The 24,548-nt window shown below is 70.7% G+C and carries 23 protein-coding genes and 1 pseudogene; 17 read left to right on the top strand and 7 right to left on the bottom strand.

Features of this window, described 5'->3' with window-relative positions:
• Positions 1-182: 182 nt before the first annotated feature.
• Together ABH937_RS35255 and ABH937_RS35250 are read right to left on the bottom strand one after the other, a co-directional pair.
• The gene (locus ABH937_RS35255; RefSeq protein ID WP_370220626.1) at positions 183-2,231 is read right to left on the bottom strand and encodes a phosphocholine-specific phospholipase C; all 2,049 of its coding nucleotides are present in this window, start codon (positions 2,229-2,231) and stop codon (positions 183-185) included.
• 212 nt (positions 2,232-2,443) lie between these two features.
• Positions 2,444-2,812, bottom strand: coding sequence for an HGxxPAAW family protein (locus tag ABH937_RS35250; RefSeq protein ID WP_370220625.1), 369 nt, complete (start codon positions 2,810-2,812; stop codon positions 2,444-2,446).
• A gap of 89 nt (positions 2,813-2,901) precedes the next feature.
• On the opposite strand from ABH937_RS35250, the gene ABH937_RS35245 reads away from it, so the two are divergent.
• From ABH937_RS35245 to ABH937_RS35225, 5 genes and pseudogenes are all read left to right on the top strand, one after another.
• Positions 2,902-3,399, top strand: a complete 498-nt coding sequence (locus ABH937_RS35245) for a MarR family transcriptional regulator (RefSeq protein WP_370220624.1) — start codon at positions 2,902-2,904, stop codon at positions 3,397-3,399.
• 140 nt (positions 3,400-3,539) lie between these two features.
• Positions 3,540-4,235, top strand: a complete 696-nt coding sequence (locus tag ABH937_RS35240; RefSeq protein WP_280691162.1) for a WXG100 family type VII secretion target — start codon at positions 3,540-3,542, stop codon at positions 4,233-4,235.
• Positions 4,232-8,080, top strand: coding sequence for a DUF6531 domain-containing protein (locus tag ABH937_RS35235; RefSeq protein ID WP_370220623.1), 3,849 nt, complete (start codon positions 4,232-4,234; stop codon positions 8,078-8,080). The genes ABH937_RS35240 and ABH937_RS35235 overlap by 4 nt, the downstream gene beginning before the upstream one ends.
• Positions 8,081-8,160: 80 nt before the next feature.
• Positions 8,161-8,754, top strand: coding sequence for a hypothetical protein (locus ABH937_RS35230; RefSeq protein ID WP_370220622.1), 594 nt, complete (start codon positions 8,161-8,163; stop codon positions 8,752-8,754).
• Positions 8,755-8,980: 226 nt separating this feature from the next.
• Positions 8,981-9,217: pseudogene (locus ABH937_RS35225) on the top strand (LLM class flavin-dependent oxidoreductase); the annotation flags it as partial.
• 44 nt (positions 9,218-9,261) lie between these two features.
• Here ABH937_RS35225 and ABH937_RS35220 read toward each other — a convergent pair.
• From ABH937_RS35220 to ABH937_RS35210, 3 genes are all read right to left on the bottom strand, one after another.
• Positions 9,262-9,723, bottom strand: a complete 462-nt coding sequence (locus tag ABH937_RS35220) for a DUF5615 family PIN-like protein (RefSeq protein WP_370149640.1) — start codon at positions 9,721-9,723, stop codon at positions 9,262-9,264.
• Positions 9,720-10,367: a DUF433 domain-containing protein gene (locus ABH937_RS35215; protein WP_280691158.1), complete on the bottom strand. Its 648-nt coding sequence runs from the start codon at positions 10,365-10,367 to the stop codon at positions 9,720-9,722. The genes ABH937_RS35220 and ABH937_RS35215 overlap by 4 nt, the downstream gene beginning before the upstream one ends.
• 76 nt (positions 10,368-10,443) lie before the next feature.
• Entirely contained in the window at positions 10,444-11,691 is a 1,248-nt protein-coding gene (locus ABH937_RS35210; protein ID WP_370220621.1) for a hypothetical protein, read from the bottom strand.
• 180 nt (positions 11,692-11,871) lie between these two features.
• Between ABH937_RS35210 and ABH937_RS35205 the strand changes: the two genes are divergently transcribed.
• From ABH937_RS35205 to ABH937_RS35150, 12 genes are all read left to right on the top strand, one after another.
• A complete protein-coding gene (locus ABH937_RS35205; RefSeq protein WP_370220620.1) occupies positions 11,872-12,759 on the top strand; it encodes an LLM class flavin-dependent oxidoreductase in 888 nt (295 codons plus the stop codon).
• Positions 12,760-12,944: 185 nt separating this feature from the next.
• Positions 12,945-13,889, top strand: coding sequence for a hypothetical protein (locus tag ABH937_RS35200; RefSeq protein WP_370220619.1), 945 nt, complete (start codon positions 12,945-12,947; stop codon positions 13,887-13,889).
• A gap of 63 nt (positions 13,890-13,952) precedes the next feature.
• A complete protein-coding gene (locus ABH937_RS35195) occupies positions 13,953-14,345 on the top strand; it encodes a type II toxin-antitoxin system VapC family toxin (RefSeq protein ID WP_370220618.1) in 393 nt (130 codons plus the stop codon).
• A gap of 604 nt (positions 14,346-14,949) precedes the next feature.
• Positions 14,950-15,756: a hypothetical protein gene (locus tag ABH937_RS35190; RefSeq protein WP_280691152.1), complete on the top strand. Its 807-nt coding sequence runs from the start codon at positions 14,950-14,952 to the stop codon at positions 15,754-15,756.
• 58 nt (positions 15,757-15,814) lie between these two features.
• A complete protein-coding gene (locus ABH937_RS35185; protein ID WP_370220617.1) occupies positions 15,815-16,204 on the top strand; it encodes a hypothetical protein in 390 nt (129 codons plus the stop codon).
• 144 nt (positions 16,205-16,348) lie between these two features.
• A complete protein-coding gene (locus tag ABH937_RS35180; protein ID WP_370220616.1) occupies positions 16,349-16,642 on the top strand; it encodes a hypothetical protein in 294 nt (97 codons plus the stop codon).
• Positions 16,639-17,472: a hypothetical protein gene (locus tag ABH937_RS35175; protein ID WP_370220615.1), complete on the top strand. Its 834-nt coding sequence runs from the start codon at positions 16,639-16,641 to the stop codon at positions 17,470-17,472. Before ABH937_RS35180 ends, ABH937_RS35175 begins: the two co-directional genes overlap by 4 nt.
• Positions 17,469-18,395, top strand: coding sequence for a hypothetical protein (locus ABH937_RS35170; RefSeq protein ID WP_370220614.1), 927 nt, complete (start codon positions 17,469-17,471; stop codon positions 18,393-18,395). Before ABH937_RS35175 ends, ABH937_RS35170 begins: the two co-directional genes overlap by 4 nt.
• Positions 18,396-18,534: 139 nt before the next feature.
• Entirely contained in the window at positions 18,535-19,548 is a 1,014-nt protein-coding gene (locus tag ABH937_RS35165) for an ABC transporter ATP-binding protein (protein WP_370220612.1), read from the top strand.
• Positions 19,545-20,486: an ABC transporter permease gene (locus ABH937_RS35160; RefSeq protein WP_370220611.1), complete on the top strand. Its 942-nt coding sequence runs from the start codon at positions 19,545-19,547 to the stop codon at positions 20,484-20,486. The genes ABH937_RS35165 and ABH937_RS35160 overlap by 4 nt, the downstream gene beginning before the upstream one ends.
• Before the next feature lie 9 nt (positions 20,487-20,495).
• Positions 20,496-21,413 (top strand): ABC transporter ATP-binding protein, encoded by a 918-nt coding sequence (locus ABH937_RS35155; RefSeq protein ID WP_370220610.1) that lies wholly within the window; start codon positions 20,496-20,498, stop codon positions 21,411-21,413.
• 67 nt (positions 21,414-21,480) lie between these two features.
• Positions 21,481-22,206, top strand: coding sequence for an ABC transporter permease (locus tag ABH937_RS35150; RefSeq protein WP_280691145.1), 726 nt, complete (start codon positions 21,481-21,483; stop codon positions 22,204-22,206).
• Positions 22,207-22,289: 83 nt separating this feature from the next.
• On the opposite strand, the gene ABH937_RS35145 is transcribed toward ABH937_RS35150, so the two are convergent.
• Together ABH937_RS35145 and ABH937_RS35140 are read right to left on the bottom strand one after the other, a co-directional pair.
• A complete protein-coding gene (locus ABH937_RS35145) occupies positions 22,290-23,552 on the bottom strand; it encodes a CynX/NimT family MFS transporter (protein ID WP_370220609.1) in 1,263 nt (420 codons plus the stop codon).
• 78 nt (positions 23,553-23,630) lie between these two features.
• Positions 23,631-24,392 (bottom strand): FadR/GntR family transcriptional regulator, encoded by a 762-nt coding sequence (locus ABH937_RS35140; RefSeq protein WP_370220608.1) that lies wholly within the window; start codon positions 24,390-24,392, stop codon positions 23,631-23,633.
• Positions 24,393-24,548 lie beyond the last annotated feature (156 nt).

The raw sequence follows: 24,548 nt of genomic DNA, 5'->3' as shown, positions 1-24,548 counted from the left end.
CGCCCCCCCCCCCCGCCGCCGCGCCCCCCCCCCCCCCCGGGCGCCCCCCCCCCCCCCCCGCCCCCCCCCGCGCCCCCCCCCCCCCCCCCCCCGGGGGGCCCGGGGGGGCCCCCCGCGGGGCCCCCCCCACGGGCCTGTCCGTGTGCCTGGAACCAGCGCCCGCCAGGCTGTCTGACTGATCGTCAGGCAGTGGCGATCGCCGGGTCACTGGTGCTGGGCGCGCCGGTCTCGACGTGGCCGGCCAGCCGGCGCAGGAAGCCGGGGTCCTGGTCGGTGGTGACGGACAGGTCGTACCAGCCGTGGCTGCCGCGCGGGTCCGCCGGGTGGGTGAACTCGGCGCCCGGGCGCAGCTGGTGGGTGGTGGGCTGGTCGTTGCCGTAGCCGTCGGTGACGGTGAGCTGGACGGGACCGGCGCCGGTGTTGGTCAGCACCAGCTGGACCTGCCCGCTGTCGCCCTGGTGACGCACCGTCAGCTCGACACCCGCAGCGCCGGCCTGGCCCTGGAACCGGCGCAGGAAGCCGTTGGGACCGTGCACGGTGAAGTCGTAGGCGCCCGCCGCGAGGGTCCAGTCGCCGGTCAGCTGCCGCCCGGCCCCGACGGTGTAGGTCCACGGGCCGTTCGGCTGGGTCGCCGAGGTCACCAGGAAGTGGGCGCCGGCGTCGCCGTGGCTGGTGAACTCGATCTGGAGCCGGCCGTCGGCGCCGGCGCGGGCGTCGGCCGACAGGTCGTAGGGCAGCGGACGGGCGGTGCGCAGGCCTGGTTCCTGCGTCGGCAGCGCCGGGTCGGCCGGGGGCACCGGCTGGTAGCTGGGGTGGCGGTCCTGGTCCGGCGGCAGGTAGCCGCTGGTGTCGGGCAGGCCGGGGACCTCCGGGTCGGGGCGGCTGAAGTCGAAGGCCGCCGTCAGGTCGCCGGAGACGGCGCGGCGCCAGGGCGAGATGTTCGGCTCGTGCACCCCGAAGCGCCGCTCGATGAACTGGATGATCGAGGTGTGGTCGAAGGTCTGCGAGCAGACCGCGCCGCCCTTGCTCCACGGCGAGACGACGAACATCGGCACCCGCTGGCCCAGGCCGTAGGGCCCGGCCGTGGCGGCGCCCCCGTCGTAGAGCTCCCCGGTGGTGGTCACGGTGGACTGCCCGTCGGCCGCCGAGCTCGGCGGGTACGGCGGCACGACGTGGTCGAAGAACCCGTCGTTCTCGTCGTAGGTGATCAGCAGCGCCGTCCTGCTCCACACCTCGGGGTCGGCGGTGAGCGCGTCCAGCACCTGGGAGATGTACCAAGCACCGTAGTTGACCGGCCAGTTCGGGTGCTCGGTGAAGGCCTCGGGCGCCACGATCCAGGAGACCTGCGGCAGCTTCCCACCGACCACGTCGCCCTTGAGCTGGTCGAAGAGGCCCTCGCCGGCCTGGGCGTCGGTGCCGGTACGGGCCTTGTCGTAGAGCGGGTCACCGGGGTTGGCATCGCGGTACTGGTTGAAGTACAGCAGCGAGTTGTCGCCGTAGTTGCCCCGGTAGGCGTCCTCTATCCAGCCCCAGCCGCCCTTCGCGTCCAGGCCGTTGCCGATGTCCTGGTAGATCCGCCAGGAGACCCCGGCCCGCTCCAGCCGCTCGGGGTAGGTGGTCCAGGAGTAGCCGGCCTCGGCGTTGTTGATGACCGGGCCGCCGCCCTTGCCGTCGTTGCCCGTCCAACCGGTCCACATGTAGTAGCGGTTGGGGTCGGTGGGGCCGACCAGCGAGCAGTGGTAGGCGTCGCAGATGGTGAACGCGTCGGCGAGCGCGTAGTGGAAGGGGATGTCCTCGCGGGTCAGGTAGGCCATCGTGGTGGCGGTCTTGGCCGGCACCCACTGGTCGTACTTGCCGTTGTTGCGCGCCTGGTGGCCGCTGTTCCAGTCGTGGGCCAGGTCCTCCAGGAACTGCAGCCCGAGGTTGTCCGCGGTGGGGCGGAAGGGCAGCACGTCCTTGCCGCCGTCCGACTGGTACCAGACCGGCTTTCCGCTGGGCAGCGTCACCGGACGCGGGTCGCCGAAGCCGCGGACCCCGCGCAGGGTGCCGAAGTAGTGGTCGAACGAACGGTTCTCCTGCATCAGGACGACGACGTGCTCCACGTCCTTCAGGCTTCCGGTCCGCCGGTGCGCCGGGATGTCCGCGGCGCGCGCGATGCTGGTCGACATCGCGGACAGGGCGGCGGTCCCGCCCGCGAGCTGGATGAAGCGGCGACGATTGATGGCGCTCATGGCAGACCTGTCTCCTGGGGGGCTCCGGGATCACCGTGGACAGAGCGGGTGCGGAGACAGTCTCATGAGCCGACCGGGAACTGGCGACGGAGCGCGGGCGAAGCCCTGGAGAACGCTCCGCCAACTTCGGTCGCTTCGGGCATTTCCAGCAGTAGGCATACGATATGACGCCTACTCGGGCGGCGCTTGGAGCACGGGCCGGGACGGCCGGTTCAGCTCGCCTTGCTCAGCTGCGTGGTCTCGGCGCGCGGAGCGCGGGCGCCCGTCTCGGGCGCCTGCGGCCGGCGGCCGGCCAGACGGCAGCCGAGGCAGTCCGGGTGTCCGTCCCGGGCGTCGGTGTCGCGAAGGCGCCAGTCCCGGCGGTCGACCGGGCGCGGTCCGCTCGGCTTGCCCCAGCCCGCGAGGTGCAGCCACCAGCTGGCCAGTGCGGCGGAGGCGACGATCGCCACGCCCAGCCAGAGTCCCGCCGGGGATCCGGCGGCGAATGCCACGCCCAGGACGAGGCTTCCGATGGCCACCAGGGCGCTGCCGGTCCAGCCGGCGACGGTGTGGCCCATGTCGTGTCCGCCGTGTGCGGTCATCCGGACTTCCTCCAGGATGTGATAGTCCAGCTGCGATGGAAGCAATTTAGCTTACGAGCTAAGTAACTTAGATGCTAAGGGGAATCCCGGTGAAGGGCAAGACGCGTCCGGAGGCGACGGCCGAGCAGGCACTGCAGGCGATGGACCGCATGATCGCGCTCGCCCACTTCGGCCAGCAGGACATCGCCGGGCGGCTCGGGCTCAACGTCACCGACCTCACCTGCCTGGGCTTCGTCATCGAGGCGGCGCTGGCCGGAGAGGCGCTCACCGCGAGCGACCTCGCGGACCGAGCCCGCCTGACCACGGGGGCGGTCACCGGCGTGCTCAACCGGCTGGAGGCGGCGCGATACGTCCACCGCACGCCGGATCCGGCCGATCGACGCCGACTCCGGGTGGTCATGGACGAGTCCGCCCAGAGCCGCGTGCTGGAGGTCTACGGTCCCTTCTACGAGGGCCTCGGCGGGCTCTTCGCCGACTACACCCCCGACGAGATCGCCGTCCTCGCGGACTGGTTCACCCGCGCCCGGGCCCTGATGCAGGAGAGCTTGACCGAGATCCGCACCACCGCGAAGCCCACGCGTTCCTGAGGCGGCTCTCCTGGCGGGCCGTCCGGGCGCTCACGGGAACCGGTGTTCCTCTGGTCGGCGTCGTGCATTACGGTCGGGCTCGCACGCATGAGTGGACGGGGGTCACTGTGGCGATCGAGTTGCCTGGCGAAGTCGTGTCGATGCTCCAGTTCATCGGGGTGAACTGGCCGAACGTGAACGAGGACAAGGTCCGGGAACTTGCCTCGCATGTGCGGGAGTTCGCGGACAGTGTGGACGGTACGCACCAGAAGGCGACCGGGACGGTCAACGCGATGGCCGCCGACTACCAGGGCTCCTCGTACGAGGCGCTGGTGGCGAGTTGGGCGCATCTGTCGTCGAGTCACATGAGCGAACTGGTCGATGCCTGTCACACGGTGGCGACCGCGCTGGACGCGGCGGCCGGGGTGATCGTCGGGATGAAGATGCAGGCGATCGGCGAACTGGGCGGGCTGGCCGTGACGTTCGCGGCCGATCAGGCGGCGGCGGTGGCGACCTTCGGGCTGGCGGAGGCCGGCATGGCGCTGATCGTCGAGGGTGCGGAGCAGATCACGGACTACCTGGAGCAGCAGCTCGAGCAGTACATCATCGGGCAGGTGATCGAGGCGGCGATCACGCCGTTGGTGGGCGTGGTGGCGAAAGCGGTCAACGGGCTTGCCTTCGAGGCGGTTTCGGGGGTGCTGGGCGTTTCGGGCACCGGGGGCGCGGGCGGGACCGGGTTCAAGATCGACCCGGCGGCGCTGGAGGACCACGCGGAGACGATGAACGGGCACGCGCAGGAGGTGGCCGGGCACGCGCAGGTGCTGCGCGGCAAGCTGGCGGGGGTGGACTTCACATGAGCAACCAGATCGTCAAGGCGCTGGAGGACGGCGCGAAGAAGCTCGGCAAGGCCCTCGCGGAGGACGCGGGGAAGACGGTGAAGGACTTCTACCACTCGGCCGGCGCCAAGCTGAAGACGGTGGCGAAGCGGACCGCCGAGACGGACGCCCAGCACGAGGCGGCGCTGAAGAAGATCCTGGGAGACGCCAAGCACGACGAGCCGCATGAGCCCCACCTGCCGGGTGAGGGCGGTGGCCGTGGTGGCAAGGGCGGTTCGGGCGAAGGCGGTTCGGGCTCGGGCCGCAAGCAGGTCGCGGACCCACGGGAGGCGGGCCGCAAGGAGGACGCGGTCTGCGAAGGCGGCGAGCCCGTCGACATGGCCACCGGGCGGATGTTCATCGACCAGGTCGACGTCTCGCTGCCCGGTTCGCTGCCGCTGCTGTTCACCCGCAACTTCGAGTCCGGCTACCAGGCGGGCCGTTGGATGGGCCCGCGCTGGGTCTGCACCTTCGACGAGCGCCTGGAGATCGACGCCGAGGGCGTGGTCCACGTGGGCGCCGACCGCCGCACCCAGGCCTACCCGCACCCCGAGCCGGGCGAGGCCGTCCAGGCCAGCGCCGGAGCGCGCCGCGACCTCGAACTCGCTGCTGGCGGCTACACCATCACCGATCGCTCCACCGGGCTGGTCCGCGAGTTCTCGGTCGCCACGGGCGGCACCGAGGCCCTGCTCACCCGCGTGCGCGACCGCTCCGGCCGCCACTACGACCTCGACTACGACGAGCACGGCACCCCGCACTCCATCACCCACTCCGGCGGCTACCGCCTGCTGGTCACCGTGGACGCCGGGCGGATCACCGCCCTGCGCCTGGCCGGTGGCGACGTGCACGGCCACGACGCGCTGCTGCTGCGCTACGGCTACACCGAGGGCCACCTGAGCAGCGTCTACAACTCCTCCGGCAAGCCCATGCGCTTCGCCAACGACGCGAGCGGCCGCATCCTCTCCTGGACCGACCGCAACAACTCCCAGTACCTCTACGTCTACGACACCCGCGACCGCGTCATCGACGAGGGCGGCGCCGACGGCACCCTCAAGTTCCGCTTCACCTACGGCGATCCCGACCCCACCACCGGCCTCAAGCTCCACACCGAGACCAACGCGCTGGGCCACACCACGACGTACCACGTCAACGAGCACGCCCAGATCACCACCATCACCGACCCGCTCGGCAACACCAGCCACTTCGAACGCGACGACTACGACCGCTTGTTGGCCGAGACCGATCCGCTGGGCCGCACCACCCGCTACGAGTACGACGGAGCGGGGGATCTGATAGCCGTCACCCGCCCCGACGGCGAGCGGGCCACCGCCGACTATCTCGGCGGGATGAGCCTTCCAGCGCACATCGCCGAGCCAGGCGGCGCGACCTGGCGGCACACCTATGACGCGACCGGTCGACGCACCTCGCTCACCGACCCGCTCGGTGCCATCACCCGCTACACCTACGATGCCCTCGGCCACATCGCCTCGGTCACCGACGCCCTCGGCCACAGCACCCGGATCACGTGCAACCCGGCTGGACTCCCGACCGAGATCACCGACCCGACCGGAGCTACCACCCGCTACGAACGGGACGCCTTCGGGCGAACCGTGATCGTTACGGACCCTCTCGGCGCGTCCACCCGTCTCGGCTGGACGCCAGAGGGCTACCTCGCCAGCCGGACGGCTCCTGATGGCAGTACCGAGTCGTGGTCCTACGACGCCGAGGGTAACCAGCTCGGCCACGTTGACGCGCTCGGCCGACGAAGCGCCTTCGAGTACACCCACTTCGAGTTCCTGGCCGCCCGTACCAGCGCTGATGGCGCGCGCATCAGCTTCACCCACGATGCGGACATGCGGCTCGTCGCCGTCACCAACGCTCTGAGCCAGCAGTGGACCTACTCCTATGACGCTTCCGGACGTCTGGTCGGCGAGACCGACTTCCACGGTCGTACGGTCCGGTACGAGCTCGATGCAGCCGGACAGGTCACCTCGGTCACCAACCCACTGGGCCAGACAACTCGCTACAGCTACGACACGTTGGGCCGGCTCGTGGCAGTCGACGCGGACGGCCGGGTCACCACCTATGTCCATGACACCTCGGGGTGCCTTGTCCGAGCGACCAACGCGGACGCGGACGTGCTCCGGACCGTCGATCTCCTTGGCAATCTGCTGACTGAGACCGTCAACGGTCGCACACTTACCCACAGACGGGACACTCTCGGCCGCCGAACCCACCGCACCACCCCCACGGGACACACCAGCGAATGGAGTTATGACGCGGCCGGGCGGCCCGCTGCCCTCATGACGACCGGGGGCACGCTCGAGTTCAGTCATGACGCGGCCGGGCGCGAACAGCGGCGCATCGTCGACGGCCACCTCGCCCTCGCCAGCACCTGGGACACCCGAGGCCGTCTGACGGCCCAGACCCTCCGAACAACGAGGCCCGAGCGGCAGGCTCTCCAAGACCGTTCATACACATACCGTGCGGACGGCAGCCTCACTGCCGTCGATGACCAACTCTCGGGTCGCCGTAGCTTCGAGCTCGACGCAGCCGGACGGGTTACCGCCGTCCGAGCACAGAGCTGGAGCGAGACGTACGCCTATGACTCGGCCGGCAATGTCACGGACGCCGACTGGCCCGCTCGCGGCGGCGAGGCCCTCGGTGCGCGCACATACAGCGGAACCCAGCTCGCCACCGCCGGTCGCGTCCGTTACGAGTACGACGCGGCTGGCCGTACCACTCTGCGCCAGGTCACCCGCCTCTCGAGGAAGCCTGACACCTGGCGTTTCAGCTGGGACGCCGAGGACCGCCTCACTCACGTCACCACGCCCGACGGCACTGTCTGGCGCTACCTGCACGATCCCTTCGGCCGCCGCATCGCCAAGCACCGGCTCGCCCCCGACGGGGCCACGGTTGAGGAGACAGTCGACTTCACCTGGGACGGCCCCGTCCTGGCCGAACAGACCACCCAGGCTCCGTATCTGCCCGGCCCGCACAGCCTCACCTGGGACTACAAGGGGCTGCAGCCGCTGTCCCAATGCGAGGTGATCGCCTCATCCGCCGTCGGCGCAGGCCCGAGCCCGCATGATCACATCGATCGCCGCTTCTTCGCGATCGTCACCGACCTGGTCGGTACCGCGACCGAACTCGTCGACCCGGCGACCGACACCATCGCCTGGCGGGGCTCCCACAGCCTCTGGGGACAGACAACCTGGCCCAGCGACAGCACCACCTACACCCCGCTGCGATTTCCCGGCCAGTACTTCGACCCCGAGACCCGCCTTCACTACAACCTCAACCGCTACTACGACCCGCAGACCGCCCGGTACACCACGCCGGATCCGCTCGGCCTGCTCCCGGCTCCCAACCCCGATACCTACGTCCACAACCCCCACACCTGGTCCGACCCATTCGGCCTGTCACCCCACCGTGAGACACCACCGGGGAATGCAACCAGCGAGTGGACACCTGATGAGAACTACTCGGACGCCACCGTCAACGACCGGCGCAAAAAGCAGGGCGCGTACTATGACACACCTCAGGACATTCATGACTTGGTGTCCGATGTCGTCTCAAACCCGAACTACCCGCAGCGGATGACCGGTCCTGCCGGACATCGAGTACCGGACTTCTACCAGGCCAACGGCGCCCCCCGGGCTGCTCAGAAGTGGCGACTTTCCAAGATCTTCGACAACGGAGATCCCAGCAGCCAGGCCCGCGTCCTGGTCGACGGCAATGGAAATATCGCCTATGTAGGAAGGCGAGCCGACGGCAGTCACAACTACAATCAGATCATTCCGTACCCGTGGGCGAAGCGGACATAGCCGTAGAGCCTTTGGGGTCAGGCAGGCCGGCGAGTCCCGGCGCCGGGGCGGTTCGAATATTCGTATAGGGGAGTCTGTATATGGACGAAATGGACGATGCTGCGCTGGCGACGGTGTTCAGCACAGCCGGCCTCGACTACCTGGGGATGGTCGACCCAGGCGTGCCGCTCATTCCTCCGGCTCTCGCAACGCTTGTCAGCAGCTGTTCCGAAGAGGATGGGATCCTTGCGAGGTCGGTGGAATCCGGAGATCCGCAGCTGATCGAAAAGGTGAATTCCGAATGGTATCGGATTTCCAGTGGCGGCGGGTTGTTCGGAGTGGAGAACCCGGAGTTTCTAGTGGCTGTCAACCGGTTCGGTGACACATTGCCTCGAGTCTGGTGGTGGGCGAAGGTCAAGCTGGCTGATCGGTGGGACATCGCGGGCGACGGCGCAGCCTCGGGCATTCTCGGAAACGGTCCTGGCCATCCGGCATTCGTCATGCTGTCCCTCGACGGGAACGTGGTGGTGCGAGGAGACCGGGGAGAAGAATGGGTCGACTGCGTCCTGCTGCGGAATCCCCAGCGGGTCGGGATGCTGCGGCAGCACGGTCAGTGGCTGGTCGAACGGCCTCGTACGGACGAGTTCACGCGCGCCGCACTGGAACGATGGCTGAGTTCCACCGAGGAGCGCTGACGTTCCACGTCGACTGGCAGGCCGGTGACTCCTCCACCGGTACCCGCCTTCCGGCGACAGCCGCAGGATTCCTGAAGAACCACTTCGAACTCGATTGATGACGGACGACGGATTGCGGAGCCGACGGCTCTGACCGCTTGGATGTCTGCGGCCTCGCTGATTTCGTCCGTACGAGGCCGCAGCGGGAAGCCGATCGTGATCTCGACGGTCCCGTAGGGTCGGATGCATGCGCCTGAGCACAGTGATCCTCCCCATCCACCGATGGAACGAGGGACAGAAGATCTGGCGGCGAGCCGAGGACCTCGGCTTCCACGCCGCCTACACCTACGACCACCTCTCCTGGCGGTCCTTCCGCGACGAGCCGTGGTTCGGGGCGGTGCCGACCCTCACCGCCGCCGCCACCGCGACCGAGCGGATCCGCCTCGGCACCCTGGTGACGTCAGTCAATCCTTTTTCACCTATCGCATGCTGACCTGCGATGTTCCGCGGGTTCAGCCCCTGATGCCACTACCCCTGTGAGCTGGCGGGCCAGAACTTGGGCGGAGCGCTGGCAGGATCCACGATCCGCAAGCGGCTCTGCTGGGACGGGTCGACCGCATTCAGCGAGATCAGGCGCTGGCCGTCTGCCTGGTCGAGTTCAGCCAAGGCATGGGGCAGGCCGGCGCACACAGTGGCGATAGCTGCACCGAGACCCACCAACCCGCCGTGCTTGTGATTCTGGCGGTACTCGATGCGATGCAGGCCCGACTCGGCGATGGCGACTACCTCGAGTGGGCGGCTCAGTTGCTTCGTGTCGTTCGTGACAACGATCTGAAAGCCGTCCGCCGCCGCACGCGCATAGAGGTCGACGTCCTTGGTTCCCGCCCAGTCTCCGAGTTCGGCCACGTGCTCGACGACGTGGTGTTTCAGGAGCAGCCGCACGATCCGTGCCATGGGAAGCGGCACATTCTCGTCGAGCAGCAGCTTCAAGACGCTGCCTGCCTGATTTCCGCGTCCTCGTAACTGTCGACATAGTCGGCGAAGTCCGCTGCGTCGCGCGCTGCCTCTGCTGTGACGCCCGGGTAGTAGTCGCCGATCTGCTCAGGTGGCACGCCGTCCCGTAGGAGAGCGGCAACCTCTGTAGCCGGGATGCGTGTCCCCTCGACGACCGGCTCGCCGCCTCGCACGGCAGGGTCGATGGACACGTGCGGCCGGGGTTCAAGAAGGTCCGGGATTCGTCGACCACCACGGTAGAAAGGCGCAAGCACGTCCACCATGTCGTGGATGACGACATTGCCCTTGCTCCGCACGAGGTCCACTGCGTGGTCCGGGTCTGCCAGGTAGATCGTGTCACCGCCCGCGACCAGCCGGTAGGCCGAGAGGTGTTCCCTTTCGTCGAGGCCCTCGCGCAACGTGTTCAGCGCCCGCCTGATCTTCTGGAGGGATGCCTCCTCGCGAAGGCGGACACAGGCTCGCAGGGCGACCACGTCGCGAAAGGAGTAGAGGATCGGACGAGATGCTGAGATCTCCGGCACGAGGACAGCGCCGCGCTCGCCGGTGGCCCGCCGCCAGTGCGACAGCTGCCGCAGAGTCGCACCGGACAACGCGGCAGCCAGTTTGGGCTCGTACGACATGCGGCACCTCCTTGGCTCCAGACGACGATCCGACGCTACTTCATCGTCCCGTACGGGCATCAGGCTCGCCAGCATTTCACCCGGATGAGGCCGCCGAGACGCGCCGCGCTCTTGTGAGCTTCTGCCGTCGGTCGCCGGCGGTGAGCTCGCTGAGGCGCTCGCCGATCACGGAAACGCCAGGTCGGGGCTCCTGCGCGTAGTACCGGGACTTGCGTCGGCGCAGTAGGGCCTCGCCGTGCTCACCCCAGGTGAATCCGGGCTTCCGCAGCAGCTTCCCGAACACCTCATCGACTGTCTCCGGAAACGCGGCGGCCAGTCGGCGGAACGGCAGTGGTGAGATCGACTCCTCGCGCAGGTATGTGCGCAGCAGGTCCTGGTGCTGCCTGCGGCCCGCGAGGGCCGGGTCGGCGAAGAGGTCCCGCAACAGTCCGTAGTCCGCGTAGAAGTTGAGTCCGTCGACCTCGTCGTAGATGACGCCGATGGTGCCCGAGTCCGCAAGATCTTGTGGCAGTTCGAAGAACGGCAGACCCAGGCCAGGGAGCCGCCTGCCTCGGGCGCGGTCGGGCGCCCCGGCGACGGCGGCTTCCTGCCGGTGCCGGTAGTAGGCGTTGAGCCTGGCCTCGGCCTCGGCAGGGGGCAGGACCAGTTCGTCGCCGCCGCAGAACTCGACGAACGCGGCCCGGTCCTCCCGCATCCGCTCCCATCCCTGCTCGATCTTCTCGGGGTTGCGGAAGACCAGTTCGGGTTGGCTGGTGGCCAGTTGGAGCGCGGCCTGGGCGATCTCGGTGGCACTGGACTTCGGGTAGGACGACATCATCCCGGAGATCAGCCACACACCGTCGGCCGAGTGGATGGGCACCAAGCAGGCGAGAAGGAACTGTCCCTTGGACACTCCACGGAAGACCCTCGGCCCGATGTTCGAGTACACGCGGTACTCCAGGTCGTCGACCAGGTTCAGCAGGACGACGCCATCCCCGTCCTTGCGCCGGATCTCGAAGATGCCCTCGACCGGGCCACGCCAGCCGAGCAGCAGCTCCCGATCGACTTCGCTCAAGTCCCGCCGTGAGGCGACGAATCGGTCCACAACGGTGGTACCGCCCGGCAGGCGGTACCGCAGGATGAATTGGTCGGTGATCCGAACCGCCGTACCCTCGTCCAGCCGCCGCTCAGGGCCCGCGGCCTCCAGCAGGAGGGGAGTTAACCACTGGTCGAAGCGAGCGCTCTGCCCGAAGGCGACCAGCTCTCCCTTCAACTCGGCACTGCGCTCGATGAGATCGGTAAGCGAGCGCTCGCAGTGATCCGCATCCCGAACGGCGATCACCATGTCCTGCTCTCCCTGCTTGCCAGTGCCGAAATGATGTGTGAGCCGCTTGACGTCAGCCGGACCAGTAGCGGCTCGGCCCTGCCCAGCGCACCCATGGCGCCACGCTAGCGGTCGTGCAGGTGCCGTCGCCGCGGGTCGCTCGAATCTCACCTGCCGGAGCGAACGCGTAGGGTCGAAGCCATGCGCCTGAGCACAGTGATCCTCCCCATCCACCGGTGGAACGAGGGACAGAAGATCTGGCGGCGAGCCGAGGACCTCGGCTTCCACGCCGCCTACACCTACGACCACCTCTCCTGGCGGTCCTTCCGCGACGAGCCGTGGTTCGGGGCGGTGCCGACCCTCACCGCCGCCGCCACCGCGACCGAGCAGATCCGCCTCGGCACCCTGGTGACGTCGCCGAACTTTCGCCACCCGGTGACGTTGGCCAAGGAGTTGGTCAGCCTGGACGACATCTCGGGCGGGCGGCTGACGGTCGGGATCGGGGCCGGCGGGGTCGGGTTCGACGCGACGGCGATGGGGCAGGAGGCGTGGTCGCCGAAGGAACGGGCGGATCGGTTCGGCGAGTTCCTGCCGTTGTTGGACAAGCTGCTCACCCAGGACGCGACCACCGAGGAGGGCCGCTTCTACTCGGCCGTCGAGGCTCGGAACATCCCTGGCTGCGTGCAGCGGCCACGGCTGCCGTTCTACGTGGCGGCGACCGGGCCGCGCGGGCTGCGGCTGGCGGCGGAGTACGGGCAGGGGTGGGTGACGTACGGCGATCCGAAGGGGCCGGCCGACGTGCCGGTCGAGCAGGCGCCGGACGTGATCGCGGCGCAGCTCGCGAAGCTGGCCACGGCCTGCGAGGCGCACGGGCGGGACGTCGCCGAGTTGGAGAAGGTCCTGCTCCAGGGCTCCACCGCCGAGAAGCCGCTCGCCTCGCTGGACGCCTTCGTGGACTGGGCCGGCCGCTACCGCGAGCTGGGCATCACCGAGTTGGTCATCCACTGGCCGGTGCCGGACTCGATCTTCGAGAACGACCTGGCCGTCTTCGAGAAGATCGCCACCGAGGGCCTGGCACAGCTGAGTTGAGCGGCGGAGGCACATGCGAAGTCAGTTCTGCTACACCACGATGACGAAGCAAGGATCCTGAAGGGACATCAGGCCGAGAAGATGTGCACAGAGCGTCCACCGGGTCTCCCACACGTGAGCGGAGAAGGGGGTGGGACGCACTGTCTCGTCTGCGTCCGCGTCCGAACCTCCTGGGGGATCCTCCGATGTCTGCTCGCTCCACTCGCCGCCGCTCCCGTCTGCTGGCCGCCGCTGCCACCGCCGCCGTGCTCGGCGCCGCGATGCCGCTGTTCACCGGCGCCTCCGCCGCCTGGGCCTGCGGTGACGGCGGCACCGCCGCAGTGGCACCCGCGACGCCGACGGCCCCGGCACCGACCGGTGCCGCCAACGCCGCGCCGGCGGCCGGCGGCCCGGCTGCCGCGGTGCACAAGGGCGAGCCGACGATCGCCTACCTGCCGGGCACGCCCGACACCATCACCGCGGGCGGCAGCCCGATCGAGTTGCAGGTGGAGATGGCCAACTTCACCGGCGCGGCGTACGACGATCTTCGGCCGACCCTCGGCTTCTACGACATGGCGGCCGGTGGGACCAACCTGCGGCCCGAGGACTTCACCGTCCAGGTCATGACCGGTGGCCAGTGGAAGACGCTGCCGGTCCACCACGGGTGCGACCCGGTGATCTACCCCGACACCTCCGGCCTCGCCCAGCACCTGGACACCGGCCGGGCTTCGCGGCTGATGTTCCGCGTCGCGCTCTCCGGCAAGGCGCCGGCCGACCAGCACGACATCACCGTGTTCCTCGGCACCGCACCCGGCGGCCAGGGCCCCGTGCGCACCCTGCACATCGTTCGCCCGGACGCACCGACCAGCGCGCCGGCGAGTGCCCCGGCCAGGACCGCGACCGGGACGCCGACCAAGTCCGCCCCGGCTGCCGTGCCCACCGCCGCGCCGACCCAGGCCGCCGTGCGGCCCGCGGCGGCGACCTCGCCCGCCGCTGTCCCGACCACGGCGACCGCCACCCCGCAGCAGCTTGCCTTCACCGGCGGCGGCGCCTCGTCCGGCCTGCTGCTCGGCGCCGGCGGAGCCCTGGTCGTCCTCGGCGCGGGCGCGGTGACCATGGCCGCCCGCCGTCGCTCGACCGGTCGCCACTGAGGGCGGAGGCAAGGCGGGCCGCGTCGGATCGGCGCCGCCCCTCGCCGCTCCGGCGGACGCCGCGTGAGCGGCACCCTCGTTCTCGACAGCGAGGCACTCTCCAAACTCTCCCGACGGCATCGCGACATGACCGTGCGGCTGGACGTCGCCCGGACGCTCGACCTCCTGGTGGTGACGAGCGCGGCCACGCTGGTCGAGGCGCGCGACCCCAAGGTGCCGCAGGCGGCGTTCGACCACGCCGTGTCCCTGGTCAAGGTGCGGCCCATCACGGAAGAGGTCGCACGCGCCGCGAGCAAGCTGCTCGCAGCCGAGGGACTGCACGGGCACAAGTACGCCATCGACGCGATGCTCGCCGCCACCGCCCACCTGGAACACGGCGACGTGACCGTCGTGGCCAGGGACACCGATGATCTGCGCCGGCTGTGCCAAGTGCGCATCTCGGTCGAGCCGATCTGACGCCGCTGTCGCGCCGCGGTTCGGCCCCCGTGCCGCGCTGTCGCGGGGCAGGCGGGTGGGTTCGACGGCGTGGCCGTCAGGGTGCCGGTGTTCGGGTGGTCCCGCTCGTATAGATCCCGCATAGGCCACGGATAGCGGCTGCCTCGACGCTGGGCCGAGGTGAGTCTCCCGTCCGGAACTCCATGGTGTTCGTCCTCTCTTGCCTGCGGTGCGGTGCCCGTCTACCCGAGACCGCTTGACGGTGGGGACACTGGGAGCCGGTCGCATCGCCCTGATATTGACTCGATATCGGTCCCCCGGAGATCCGCCCGGCAGCCGGTCCTGACGTCAGGGACGCCGACCACCCGGAAAGCTGACGGATCGTCGTAAACCGCCGGATGGTTGCGGTTGGATCACAACGTGTCCGATAGGTGGGGCAATGGGGGAGAGGAGCGGGTTTTCCCGTTGCTGGCGCGGCTGATGATCTCTCATACTGCCAGGTGACTGACGGTGCGGCTGAGCTTGGCAGGCGGCGCGCGCGTCCGGCCCGTTCACTCCGAGGGCCCATTCACTTCGTGGGGGAAGTCTGTTGTCCGCGCCCGATCCTGCCGCTGACCTCGAGTCAGTGGAAGCGCCCGTTCTCGCGACGGAGCCGCCCGGTGAGCAGCCCAGCAGCCGGTCCCGCCGGCTGCCTCGAGCCACCATCGTCACCCTGGCCACCCTCGGACTGCTCGCGGTCACCGCGGCCAGTGCCACGGTGACCGTCGCCGTCGGCCGGCCGGGACACCACCCGGCCGCCGCGGCGGCGATCGCGCCGGCCGGCCCGAGCACCGCGCCGGCCGCCCAGCCGGGCCCGGGCACCAGCGCGACCCCGGTGCCGCTGCCCAGCCTCTCGCTCGCCCCGTCGCCCACCGGCAACCTGCACGGCTCCGTCAACGGCGACACCCACGGCGGCGACCTGCGCTTCTTCCTGGTCACGCTGCCGGACGGCGCCGAGGCCTACGGCGCCGCGGACGGCACCGCGCTCACGGTGTCCGACATCGCGAAGAACTACGCCAAGCCGGACGAGACCCAGGGCATCCTGGACTCCTACGGCTACCAGGAGGCGGCCTACCGCCGGTACCGCACCGCGGACGGGCAGACCGAGATCTCCGCCCAGCTGATGCGCTTCTCCTCGGCCGACAACGCGAAGGCCTTCGCGCAGTCGGCCACCTGGGACAGCGCCACCTCGGTGTCGGTGAACGGCGACAGCTCGGCCAGGGGCTTCCTCTTCAAGCCGGCCCAGCAGGCGGACACCGGCGAGCTGGCCGGCGTCGGCTGGGTCGGCGACGTCGAGTACGAGGTGCACGTGTACGTGAAGGGCGACCCGGACGCGTCGCTGCTGGCGGACGCGATGAAGCGCCAGCGTGACCGGTTGGGGAGCGGTGGCTGAGGCCGCGGACCGCAGTGGTCCGCCGTCGCCCGTCGTCCCGCCCGCGCAGGAGTCCGCTGTGAGCACGCCGCCCGAAGTTCCTGATTCCCCCGCCGAGTTGGCCCCAGTGCCCGAGCCCGAACCGGCCGCCGAGCCTTCCGCCGAGCCTGTCGCCGAACCGGCCGCCGAGCCCGTCGCCGACCAGCGTCCGTGGCGTCGCTCGCGGACCGCGCTGCTGCTGGTCGGCGCGCTGCTGCTCGGGCCGTTGCTCGGTGGTGGCGTCGGATACGCGATCCAGGCACAGCGTCCGCCGACACCGCTGCCGCCGATCCAGCCGGTCACGCTGCCCAGCTACCCGGCCGTCCACCTGGACCCCCAGGCCTCGGCGGCGATCGCCCCGAAGCCGCTCGCCATCGACGGCGATCTGCGTCCGCTGCTGGTGCCCAGGCCGGCCGGCGCGCAGGACTAGGACGACTTCGGTGTCGCGGACACCGGTGACTGGGAGACCGCAGGGCAACTGGCCCAGGAGACCGGGCGGCAGGCGCGGGACTTCCAGCAGCTGCTGACCGGCGGCTTCCGCCGGGCGGCGCTGATCACCTGGCAGCAGAACGGGGTGAAGTACCGGGTCCAGCTGATCCAGTACTTCTCCGACGCCGCCGCCTCGGCCGTCTCGCAGGCGGCGACCGCCCGTACCGCTGGGACGCCGTTCTCGAACGGCATGGCCGGCGGCTACCAGGCGGCGACCACGCCGGACACGTACTTCGAGACCAACGAGCAGTTCTACTACGCCTCGGCGGTCACCCGGCGCGGTGACCTGGTCGTGCGCGTGGAGGCGTTCGGTACCGCCCAGATGACCGCGGACACGGTCCGCGACCTGGCCAAGCAGCAGTGGGAGCGGCTGGCATGACCGACCTCGAAACCCCTGGGGCCGAGCCGGCACCCCTCCCCGCGCTCGAGCCGGAACCCACCTCGGCCCTCGTCTCCGCTCCCCGCCGCCGGCGCCCCGCGCTGCGGGTGACGGCGGCGGTCGCGGCAGCCGTGCTGGCCGGCGTGGTCATCGGCGCCGGCGTCATCGCGGCCACCCCCGACCGCACCGCGCCCCGCGCCGCCAAGGCCCCGGCCGCCGCGCCCGTCCCGGCCGCCGCGCCGAGCAGTGGCCCGGCGTACGGCGCCGGCGCGAACGGCAGCCACTTCGGCTCGATGCGGGACCTGCTGCTTCCGCTGCCGGAAGGCTTCCGGCCGGGCCCGGACGACGGGATGTACGGCGACGACACGGCGCTGACGAAGGACCAGCTCACGTCCTACCTGGACGAGCAGATCAAGGACCTGCCCAAGGACCAGCGCGACAAGGTGAAGGCCGTGCTGCAGGCCGAGGGCCACAAGGCCGCGGGCGTGCGTAGCTACCAGCAGGACGACGCGACGATGGTCGCCACGGTGTGGCTGGACCAGTTCGACCAGCAGTCGGTGAACGCCGCGAACGCCTTCGCCGACGCGCTGGCCGGGGACTCGGGGATGTTCCGGGACGGGCCGCAGGTGCCCGACCACCCGGACGCCCGCTGCTTCCTGCCCAAGCTCGAGCCGAGCGAGCCGATCGACGGGATGGAGTGCACGGCGGCCGTCGGCGACCTGCTGGTGACCATGCACGTCGAAGGGGTCGCGCCGCTGCCGCTGAGCGAGGCCGTGTCCATCTTCCGTCAGCAGCTGCAGCGGCTGGCCCTTCCCGGAGCGTCCGTATGACCGAGCAGACCGCCGAGCAGACCGCCGCGCGGCCCGAACAGGCCCCCGCGCAGCCTCCCACGCAGCCCGAGCGGCCTCCCGCGCTGCCCGCCCGCGCGCAGGCCGACTGGATCGCGGAGGTCGATGACGCGGTCAACCCCTGGGCCGTCCCGGGCCAGTCCGACCCGCGCCCGCCGCGCCGTCCCCGCCCGGGCTCCGTGCTGCGCTGGTCGGTCGCCGCGCTGCTCCTGGTGGCCTCGGGCGCTGCCACCGCCATCGCGGTCACCGCGCCGGCGCGTACCGACATCCCGGGCCTGGCGACCCCGGCCGACGGTCGCTACACCTTCGCGCAGGCGACGCTGCCGCAACTCCCGGACGGCAAGCCGGCCCCGAGCGCCTTCGCGGCACTGCACCGGCACTACGCCGACCTGCGGGCGCTGGTGCTGCCGGCGCCCCGCGAGGCCGTCCCGGGTGCCGCGAACGGCGTGACGCCCGCCGCCGCACCCCCCTGCACCGACTACGCGAAGCTGCACAACGACTCGGCCGGCGTGCCGAACATGCTCGCGACCGATGCCTGCCGCGGCGCCGCCTCCCGGGTCTGGACCGCCAAGGACGGGACCCGCACCGAGATCTGGCTGCTCCGCTTCGGCTCGTCGGACGAGGGCAGCGACTTCTACGGCAACCTGACCGCGAGCGGCAGCCCCAAGGCGGTCCAGCAAGGAGCCACCGGCATCGACGAGTTCGACTTCAAGGTCCCGACCGCGAGCTTCACCAGCAAGAGCGGCCTGCTGGCCGGTCCGCAGGGTGCCGCGCAGCCGGTCGCCGAAGTCGCCTACCTCGGCTCCGGTGACGTGGTGGCCACCATCGTGATGAGCAACCCGCACGGTGTGCCGAACCAGGCCTTCCGCCAGGTCGTCCTGCTCCAGGCGGACCTGCTGGGCTGACGCGCCGTCACTCAGCCTGTGTGGCAACGCTGCTCGGGCGTCCCCTAGGGGATGGCCCGAGCAGCGTCATCCCGCAGCAGGAGAGGATCCACGCCTGCGGTCAGGTCCCACCGGGGTCGCCAGGCACTAGGTTCGACCTGTGTCCACCGCGCCTCCAGTCATCAGAACGGACGCCCTCACCAAGCGGTTCCCCGCCGTCACCGCGCTCGATCAGCTCACCGTAGAGGTGCAGCCGGGCGTGGTCGGACTCGTGGGGTCCAACGGGGCGGGCAAGTCCACGCTCATCAAGATCCTGCTCGGGCTCTCGCCGGCCACCTCGGGAAGCGGCGAGGTGCTCGGGCTGAACATCGCCACCGAGGGCTCGGCGATCCGCGAGCTGGTCGGCTACATGCCCGAACACGACTGCCTGCCACCGGACGTGTCCGCCACCGAGTTCGTGGTGCACATGGCCCGGATGTCCGGGCTGCCGGCCACCGCCGCCCGCGAGCGGACGGCCGACGTGCTGCGCCATGTCGGCCTGTACGAGGAGCGCTACCGCCCGATGGGCGGCTACTCCACCGGCATGAAGCAACGGGTGAAGCTCGCCCAGGCGCTGGTCCACGACCCGCGGCTGGTGCTGCTGGACGAACCGACCAACGGCCTCGACCCGGTGGGCCGGGACGAGATGCTCGGGCTGATCCGCAAGGTGCACCGCGAGTTCGGCATCTCGGTGCTGGTCACCACCCACCTGCTCGGTGAGCTGGAGCGGACCTGCGACCACCTGGTGGTGATCGACGGCGGCAGGCTGCTGCGCTCCTCCTCCACCGCCTCGTTCACCGAGGTCACCCAGCTGCTCGCGGTCGAGGTGACGGACAACGCCGACGGCAGCGCCGATCAGCTGGTCCAGCAGCGGCTGGCCGCCGCCGGGTTGAGCGTCCGCCCCGACGGCGGGCACATCCTGTTGGTCGAGCTGGCGGGCGACGCCACCTACGACCTGATCCGGGACACCGTCGCCGACCTCGGGCTCGGCCTGGTCCGCCTGGAACAGCGCCGCCACAAGGTCGCCGAGATCTTCACCGAGCCGGCCGCCGAGCCGGCCGCCGAGCCGGCCGCCGAGTCGGCCGGCGAGCGGACTGCCGAGCGGACCGCCGAGCCGGCAGGGGACAGCCGATGACCAACCAGTCCGACTTCCCGGCGCTCACCGACGGTGCCGCCGCCGACGCCGCCCCCGGGGCCGCCCCCGACGGTGTCATCCACAACATCGGCTACCGCGGCTACCGGGGCCCTCGGCTCGGGCGCGGCTACGCCACCCGCTCGCTCTTCGTCCAAGGCCTGCGCGGCGCCTTCGGGTTGGGCCGCTCGGGACGGTCCAAGGTGTTGCCGATGCTGATGCTGGCCGCGATCACGCTGCCGGCCGCCCTGGTGGTGACGATCGCGATCAAGGGGGGCGAGGCCCAGCTCAGCACCGACTATCCGCAGTACCTGGCGAGCGTCGGCCTGCTCTTCGCGGAGATCTTCGTGGCCGCCCAGGCCCCGGTGCTGCTCTCCCGCGATCTGCGGTACGCGACCGTCCCGCTCTACTTCTCCCGCCCGATCATCCGCGCGGACTACGTGCGGGCCAAGGCCGCCGCGCTGGTGGCCGCGATGCTGATCGTCACCGGCCTGCCGCTGCTGGTGCTCTACCTGGGCGCGCTGCTCGGCGGGATGGACTTCGCCCACAACACCGAGCACTTCGGCATGGGGCTGCTCGCCGCACTGCTCTACTCGGTGGTCTTCTCGGCGGTCGCCCTGGTGATCGCGGCGGCCACGCCGCGGCGCGGCTTCGGGGTCGCGGCGATCATGGGCGTGCTGGTGGTCACCGGGATCGTGGCCACCATCATCGCCGGGCTCTCCGCCGGCGGTCTGCGCAACGACGGGGCAAACGGGGCGACTTGGGCCTATCTGATCTCGCCGAGCTCGGTGGTGGATCGGTTCGTCAACCAGGTCTGCGGTCTGGCGTCCGACTCCCCGGGGACGCCCGGGATGCTCGGCGCGGCGGTCTTCGGACTGGAGATCGTCGCCCTCGTCGTCGGCGCCTACCTGGTGCTGCTGCGCCGCTACCGGAAGATCTGAGGGGTCGTCATGGCTGTCATCACCATCGACAAGGTCTCCCGCTGGTTCGGCAACGTGGTCGCCGTCAACGACGTCTCGATGTCGATCGGCCCCGGCGTGACCGGCCTGCTCGGGCCCAACGGGGCGGGCAAGTCCACCCTGATCCACATGATGAGCGGCTTCCTCGCGCCCTCGGCCGGCAGCGTGACGCTGGACGGTGTGCCGATCTGGCGCAACCAGGAGGTCTACCGGGCGATCGGCCTGGTGCCGGAGCGGGAGTCGATGTACGACTACCTGACCGGCTGGGAGTTCGTGCTCGCCAACGCCGAACTGCACGGCCTGCCCGACCCGGGCGCGGCGGCCGCCCGGGCACTCGCCCTGGTCGAGATGGAGCCTGCGCAGCAGCGGCAGACCGGCACCTACTCCAAGGGCATGAAGCAGCGGGTCAAGATGGCCTCGGCGCTGGTCCACGACCCGGCGGTGCTGCTGCTGGACGAGCCGTTCAACGGCATGGACCCGCGCCAGCGGCTGCAACTCATGGAGCTGCTGCGCCGGTTCGGCGCCGAGGGCCGCACGGTGCTGTTCTCCTCGCACATCCTGGAGGAGGTCGAGCAACTGGCCCGGCACATCGAGGTGGTGGTCGCCGGACGGCACGCCGCCTCCGGTGACTTCCGCCGGATCCGCCGGCTGATGACGGACCGTCCGCACCGCTACCTGGTCCGCTCGAGCGACGACCGGCGGCTGGCCGCCGCGCTGATCGCGGACGGTTCCACGGCCGGCATCGAACTGGACTGGCAGGAACGGGCGCTGCGGATCCAGGCGATCAACTTCCAGGGCTTCACCGCCCTGCTGCCCAAGGTGGCCAAGGAGGCGGGGATCCGGCTCTACACCGTCTCGCCGGCGGACGAGTCGCTGGAGAGCGTCTTCTCCTACCTGGTCAACTCCTGACTCGCTCAACCCTGTTCCAGAGTCTCCAGAAGTCCAGAAGTCCAGAAGTCCAGAAAGGCTGAACACCGTGAACCTGACCGTGGCACGGCTGACCGTACGCGGTCTCCTCGGCCGGCGGCGGGCGATCCTGCTGCTGGTCGTCCCGGTCCTGCTGCTGCTGATGGCCGTGGTGGCGAGCGCTTCCAGCACCGCCGACACCGACAAGCACGACCTGACCGTCAGCATCCTCGGCACGCTGGGGCTCGGCACCCTGGTCCCGCTGCTCGGGCTGGTGGTGGGCACCGGCGTGATCTCGACCGAGATCGACGACGGCTCGATCGTCTACCTGCTGGCCAAGCCGCTGCCACGGCGGGTGATCATCACCACCAAGCTCGCCGTCGCCGTTCTCACCAGCTGGGTCTTCGCCGCCGTTCCCACCCTGATCGCGGGGCTGATCCTGGACGGCACCGCGGACCGGCTGGCGCTCGCCTACACGGTCGGCACCCTGGTGGCGGGCGCCGCCTACAGCGCGCTCTTCCTGCTGCTGGGCGTGGTCACCCGCAACGCGGTGGTGGTGGGGCTGGCGTACGCGCTGGTCTGGGAGAGCCTGGTCGGCAACTTCGTCAAGGGCGCCAGGACGCTGAGCATCCAGCAGTGGGGCCTGTCGATCGCCAAGACCATCGCGTCACCGGGCGCCATCACCGCCGATGTCGCGCTCGGCGCGGCCATTGCGCTGCTGGTGATCGTCATCGTCGCGACCACCGCCTTCGCCACGGTCCGGCTGGCCGGGCTGACGCTCAGCTCGGACGACTGACGCTTACGCCGGCCGGTTGCGGGGGCGGTGGGCACGGGTGTCCGCCGCCCCCGACTGCTACCCCCGACTGCTACCTCCGTCCGCTACAGCGTCCGGTCCCGCCCGGCTCCCCAGCCGGCCACGGCCGCCACGCCCGCCAGAGCGAGCAGCACCACCAGCACCGCCGTCCAACTCCCGGTCAGCTGGTGCAGCGCGCCCCCGCCGACCGGGCCGGCGGCGGCGATCAGGTAGCCGACCGCCTGCGACATGCCGCCCAGCCGGGCGGCGCCCGCCGCGCTGCGGGTGCGCAGCACGATGAAGGCCAGCGCCAGGCCGAGCGAACCGCCCTGCGCCAGGCCGAGCACCGCCGCCGCGACCCAGGCACCGGAGACCGGTGCGAGCAGCAGCACCAGCACGCCGGCCGCGTTCAGCGCCGCCATCGCCACCGCGAGCCCGCGCTGCCGGGTCAGCCGGCCGGCCAGCAGCGGCACCAGGAAGGCGCCCACCACCTGCACCAGGTTGCTGAACGCGAAGACCAGGCCGGCCTGGTCCCGGCTCATGCCGTGGTCGGCCAGGATCGTCGGCATCCAGGCGACCAGGGTGTAGACCATCAGCGAGGAGATGCCCATGAACAGGCTGATCTGCCAGGCCAGCGGCAGTCGCCAGATCCCAGCGATCGGCTTCTCGGCGACCGTCCGAGCCGGAGCAGCGGCAGCCCCCGCGGCTTCCGCGAGCCCAGCGGCCCGGTCCTGACGGGCCTTCAGCACCTGCGGCAGCCAGGCCACCGCCGCCACCAGCGCCAGCAGTGACCAGGCCCCGAGCGAGGCCCGCCAGCCGCCGCCGAGCGCGTGCTCCAGCGGCACCGAGCTGCCGGCCGCCAGGGTGGCGCCGACCAGCATCGTGGTCGAGTACACCCCGGTCATCGCCGCCGCCCGCTGCGGGAACTCGCGCTTGACCAGTCCGGGCATCGAGACGTTCAGCACGGCGATCGCCACCCCGATCACCACGCAGCCCGCGTACAGCGCCACCACCGAGGGCAGCACCCGCAGCAGCACCCCGGCGCCCAGCACCAGCACCGCCCCGAGCACCACCCGCTCGGTGCCGAAGCGGCGGGTCAGCCGCGGGGTGAGCGGCGCGCCGAGGCCCTGGAAGAGCACCGGCACGGTGGTGATCAGCCCGCTGACCGTGGTCGAGAGGCCGAAGGTGTGCTGGATCTCGCCGACCATCGGCGAGATCGCGGCCAGGCAGGCCCGCATGTTCAGCGCGACCAGCACGATCCCGGTCAGCAGCAGCGCCGGGTGGGCGAGCTTGGTACGGACACGGACGGCCGAAGTGGGCAGCGACTGCTGGGCCCGGGTGACGGACATGGTGGTGCCATTTCTAGGGAAACGGGGGGTGGCAGGGGGAGACGGGGGCCCGCTGTGGTGCGGGCCGGCGGCTGCCGACTACTTCCGCGCGGCGAACTCCGCGAGCAACTGCTCGACCGCCGCGGTCGGCTCGGCGAGCAGGGCGCGACAGGCGGTCTCGGCCCGCTCGGGGTCGCCGCTCGCGATCGCGTCGACCAGCGCCGCGTGGGTGGCCACGACCACCTCGGGCATCTCGTGGTCGCCGAACGCGGTGCGCATCGACTCGCGTACCGAGGCGCCGAAGTAGCGGTAGACCTCGGTCAACGCGGGATTGTGGGCGGCCTCGACGACCGCGGTGTGGAACTCCAGGTCATGCTCGACGGTGGCCTCGCGGCCGACCCGCTCCGGGTGTGCGGCGATCACCTCGGCCTCCCGGGCGAGCGCGGCCCGCATCCGGTCCAGGTCCTCGGGGGTGTGCCGGACGGCGGCCAGCCGGGCCGCCTCGGCCTCCAGCGCCGCGCGCACCTCCAGCACGTCGCGCACGCCGGAGCGCTGCACGCCGCGCAGCACGGCGGCGGGGTCGCTGGTGCTGCGCACGAAGGTGCCCTCGCCCTGCCGGGTGACCAGCATGCCCGCGTGCACCAGCACCCGGACCGCCTCGCGCACGGTGTTGCGGCCGACCTGCAACCGCTCGGCCAGCTCGTGCTCGGTGGGGATCCGCTCGCCGACCGCCCAGCTGCCCGCCGCCAACTGCGCACGGAGCTGCTCGATCGCGAGGTCCACCAGGGAGCGCCGACCGGCGGCCTGCAGGGAGCCGCCGCCGTTGCCCGTACCGCTACCGCTACCGCTACCGCTGGTCACCCGCCACCTCCGCCCGTCCGCCTGGTCCATCTGCTGGCTTGCCCGGTCATCCTACAACCACTTGCCCGGTCATCCTACAAGTGCCCCTGTGGGCTGTGCATGCAGGTTGTGAGACCCACTTGCATGGTTAAGCAATAGTGCAAGTCAAGGCCCGGT

Origin of the sequence: Kitasatospora sp. GAS1066B, assembly GCF_041262605.1 — a bacterium.
Lineage (GTDB): Bacteria > Actinomycetota > Actinomycetes > Streptomycetales > Streptomycetaceae > Kitasatospora.
This window is presented reverse-complemented; position numbering and strand designations above follow the sequence as displayed.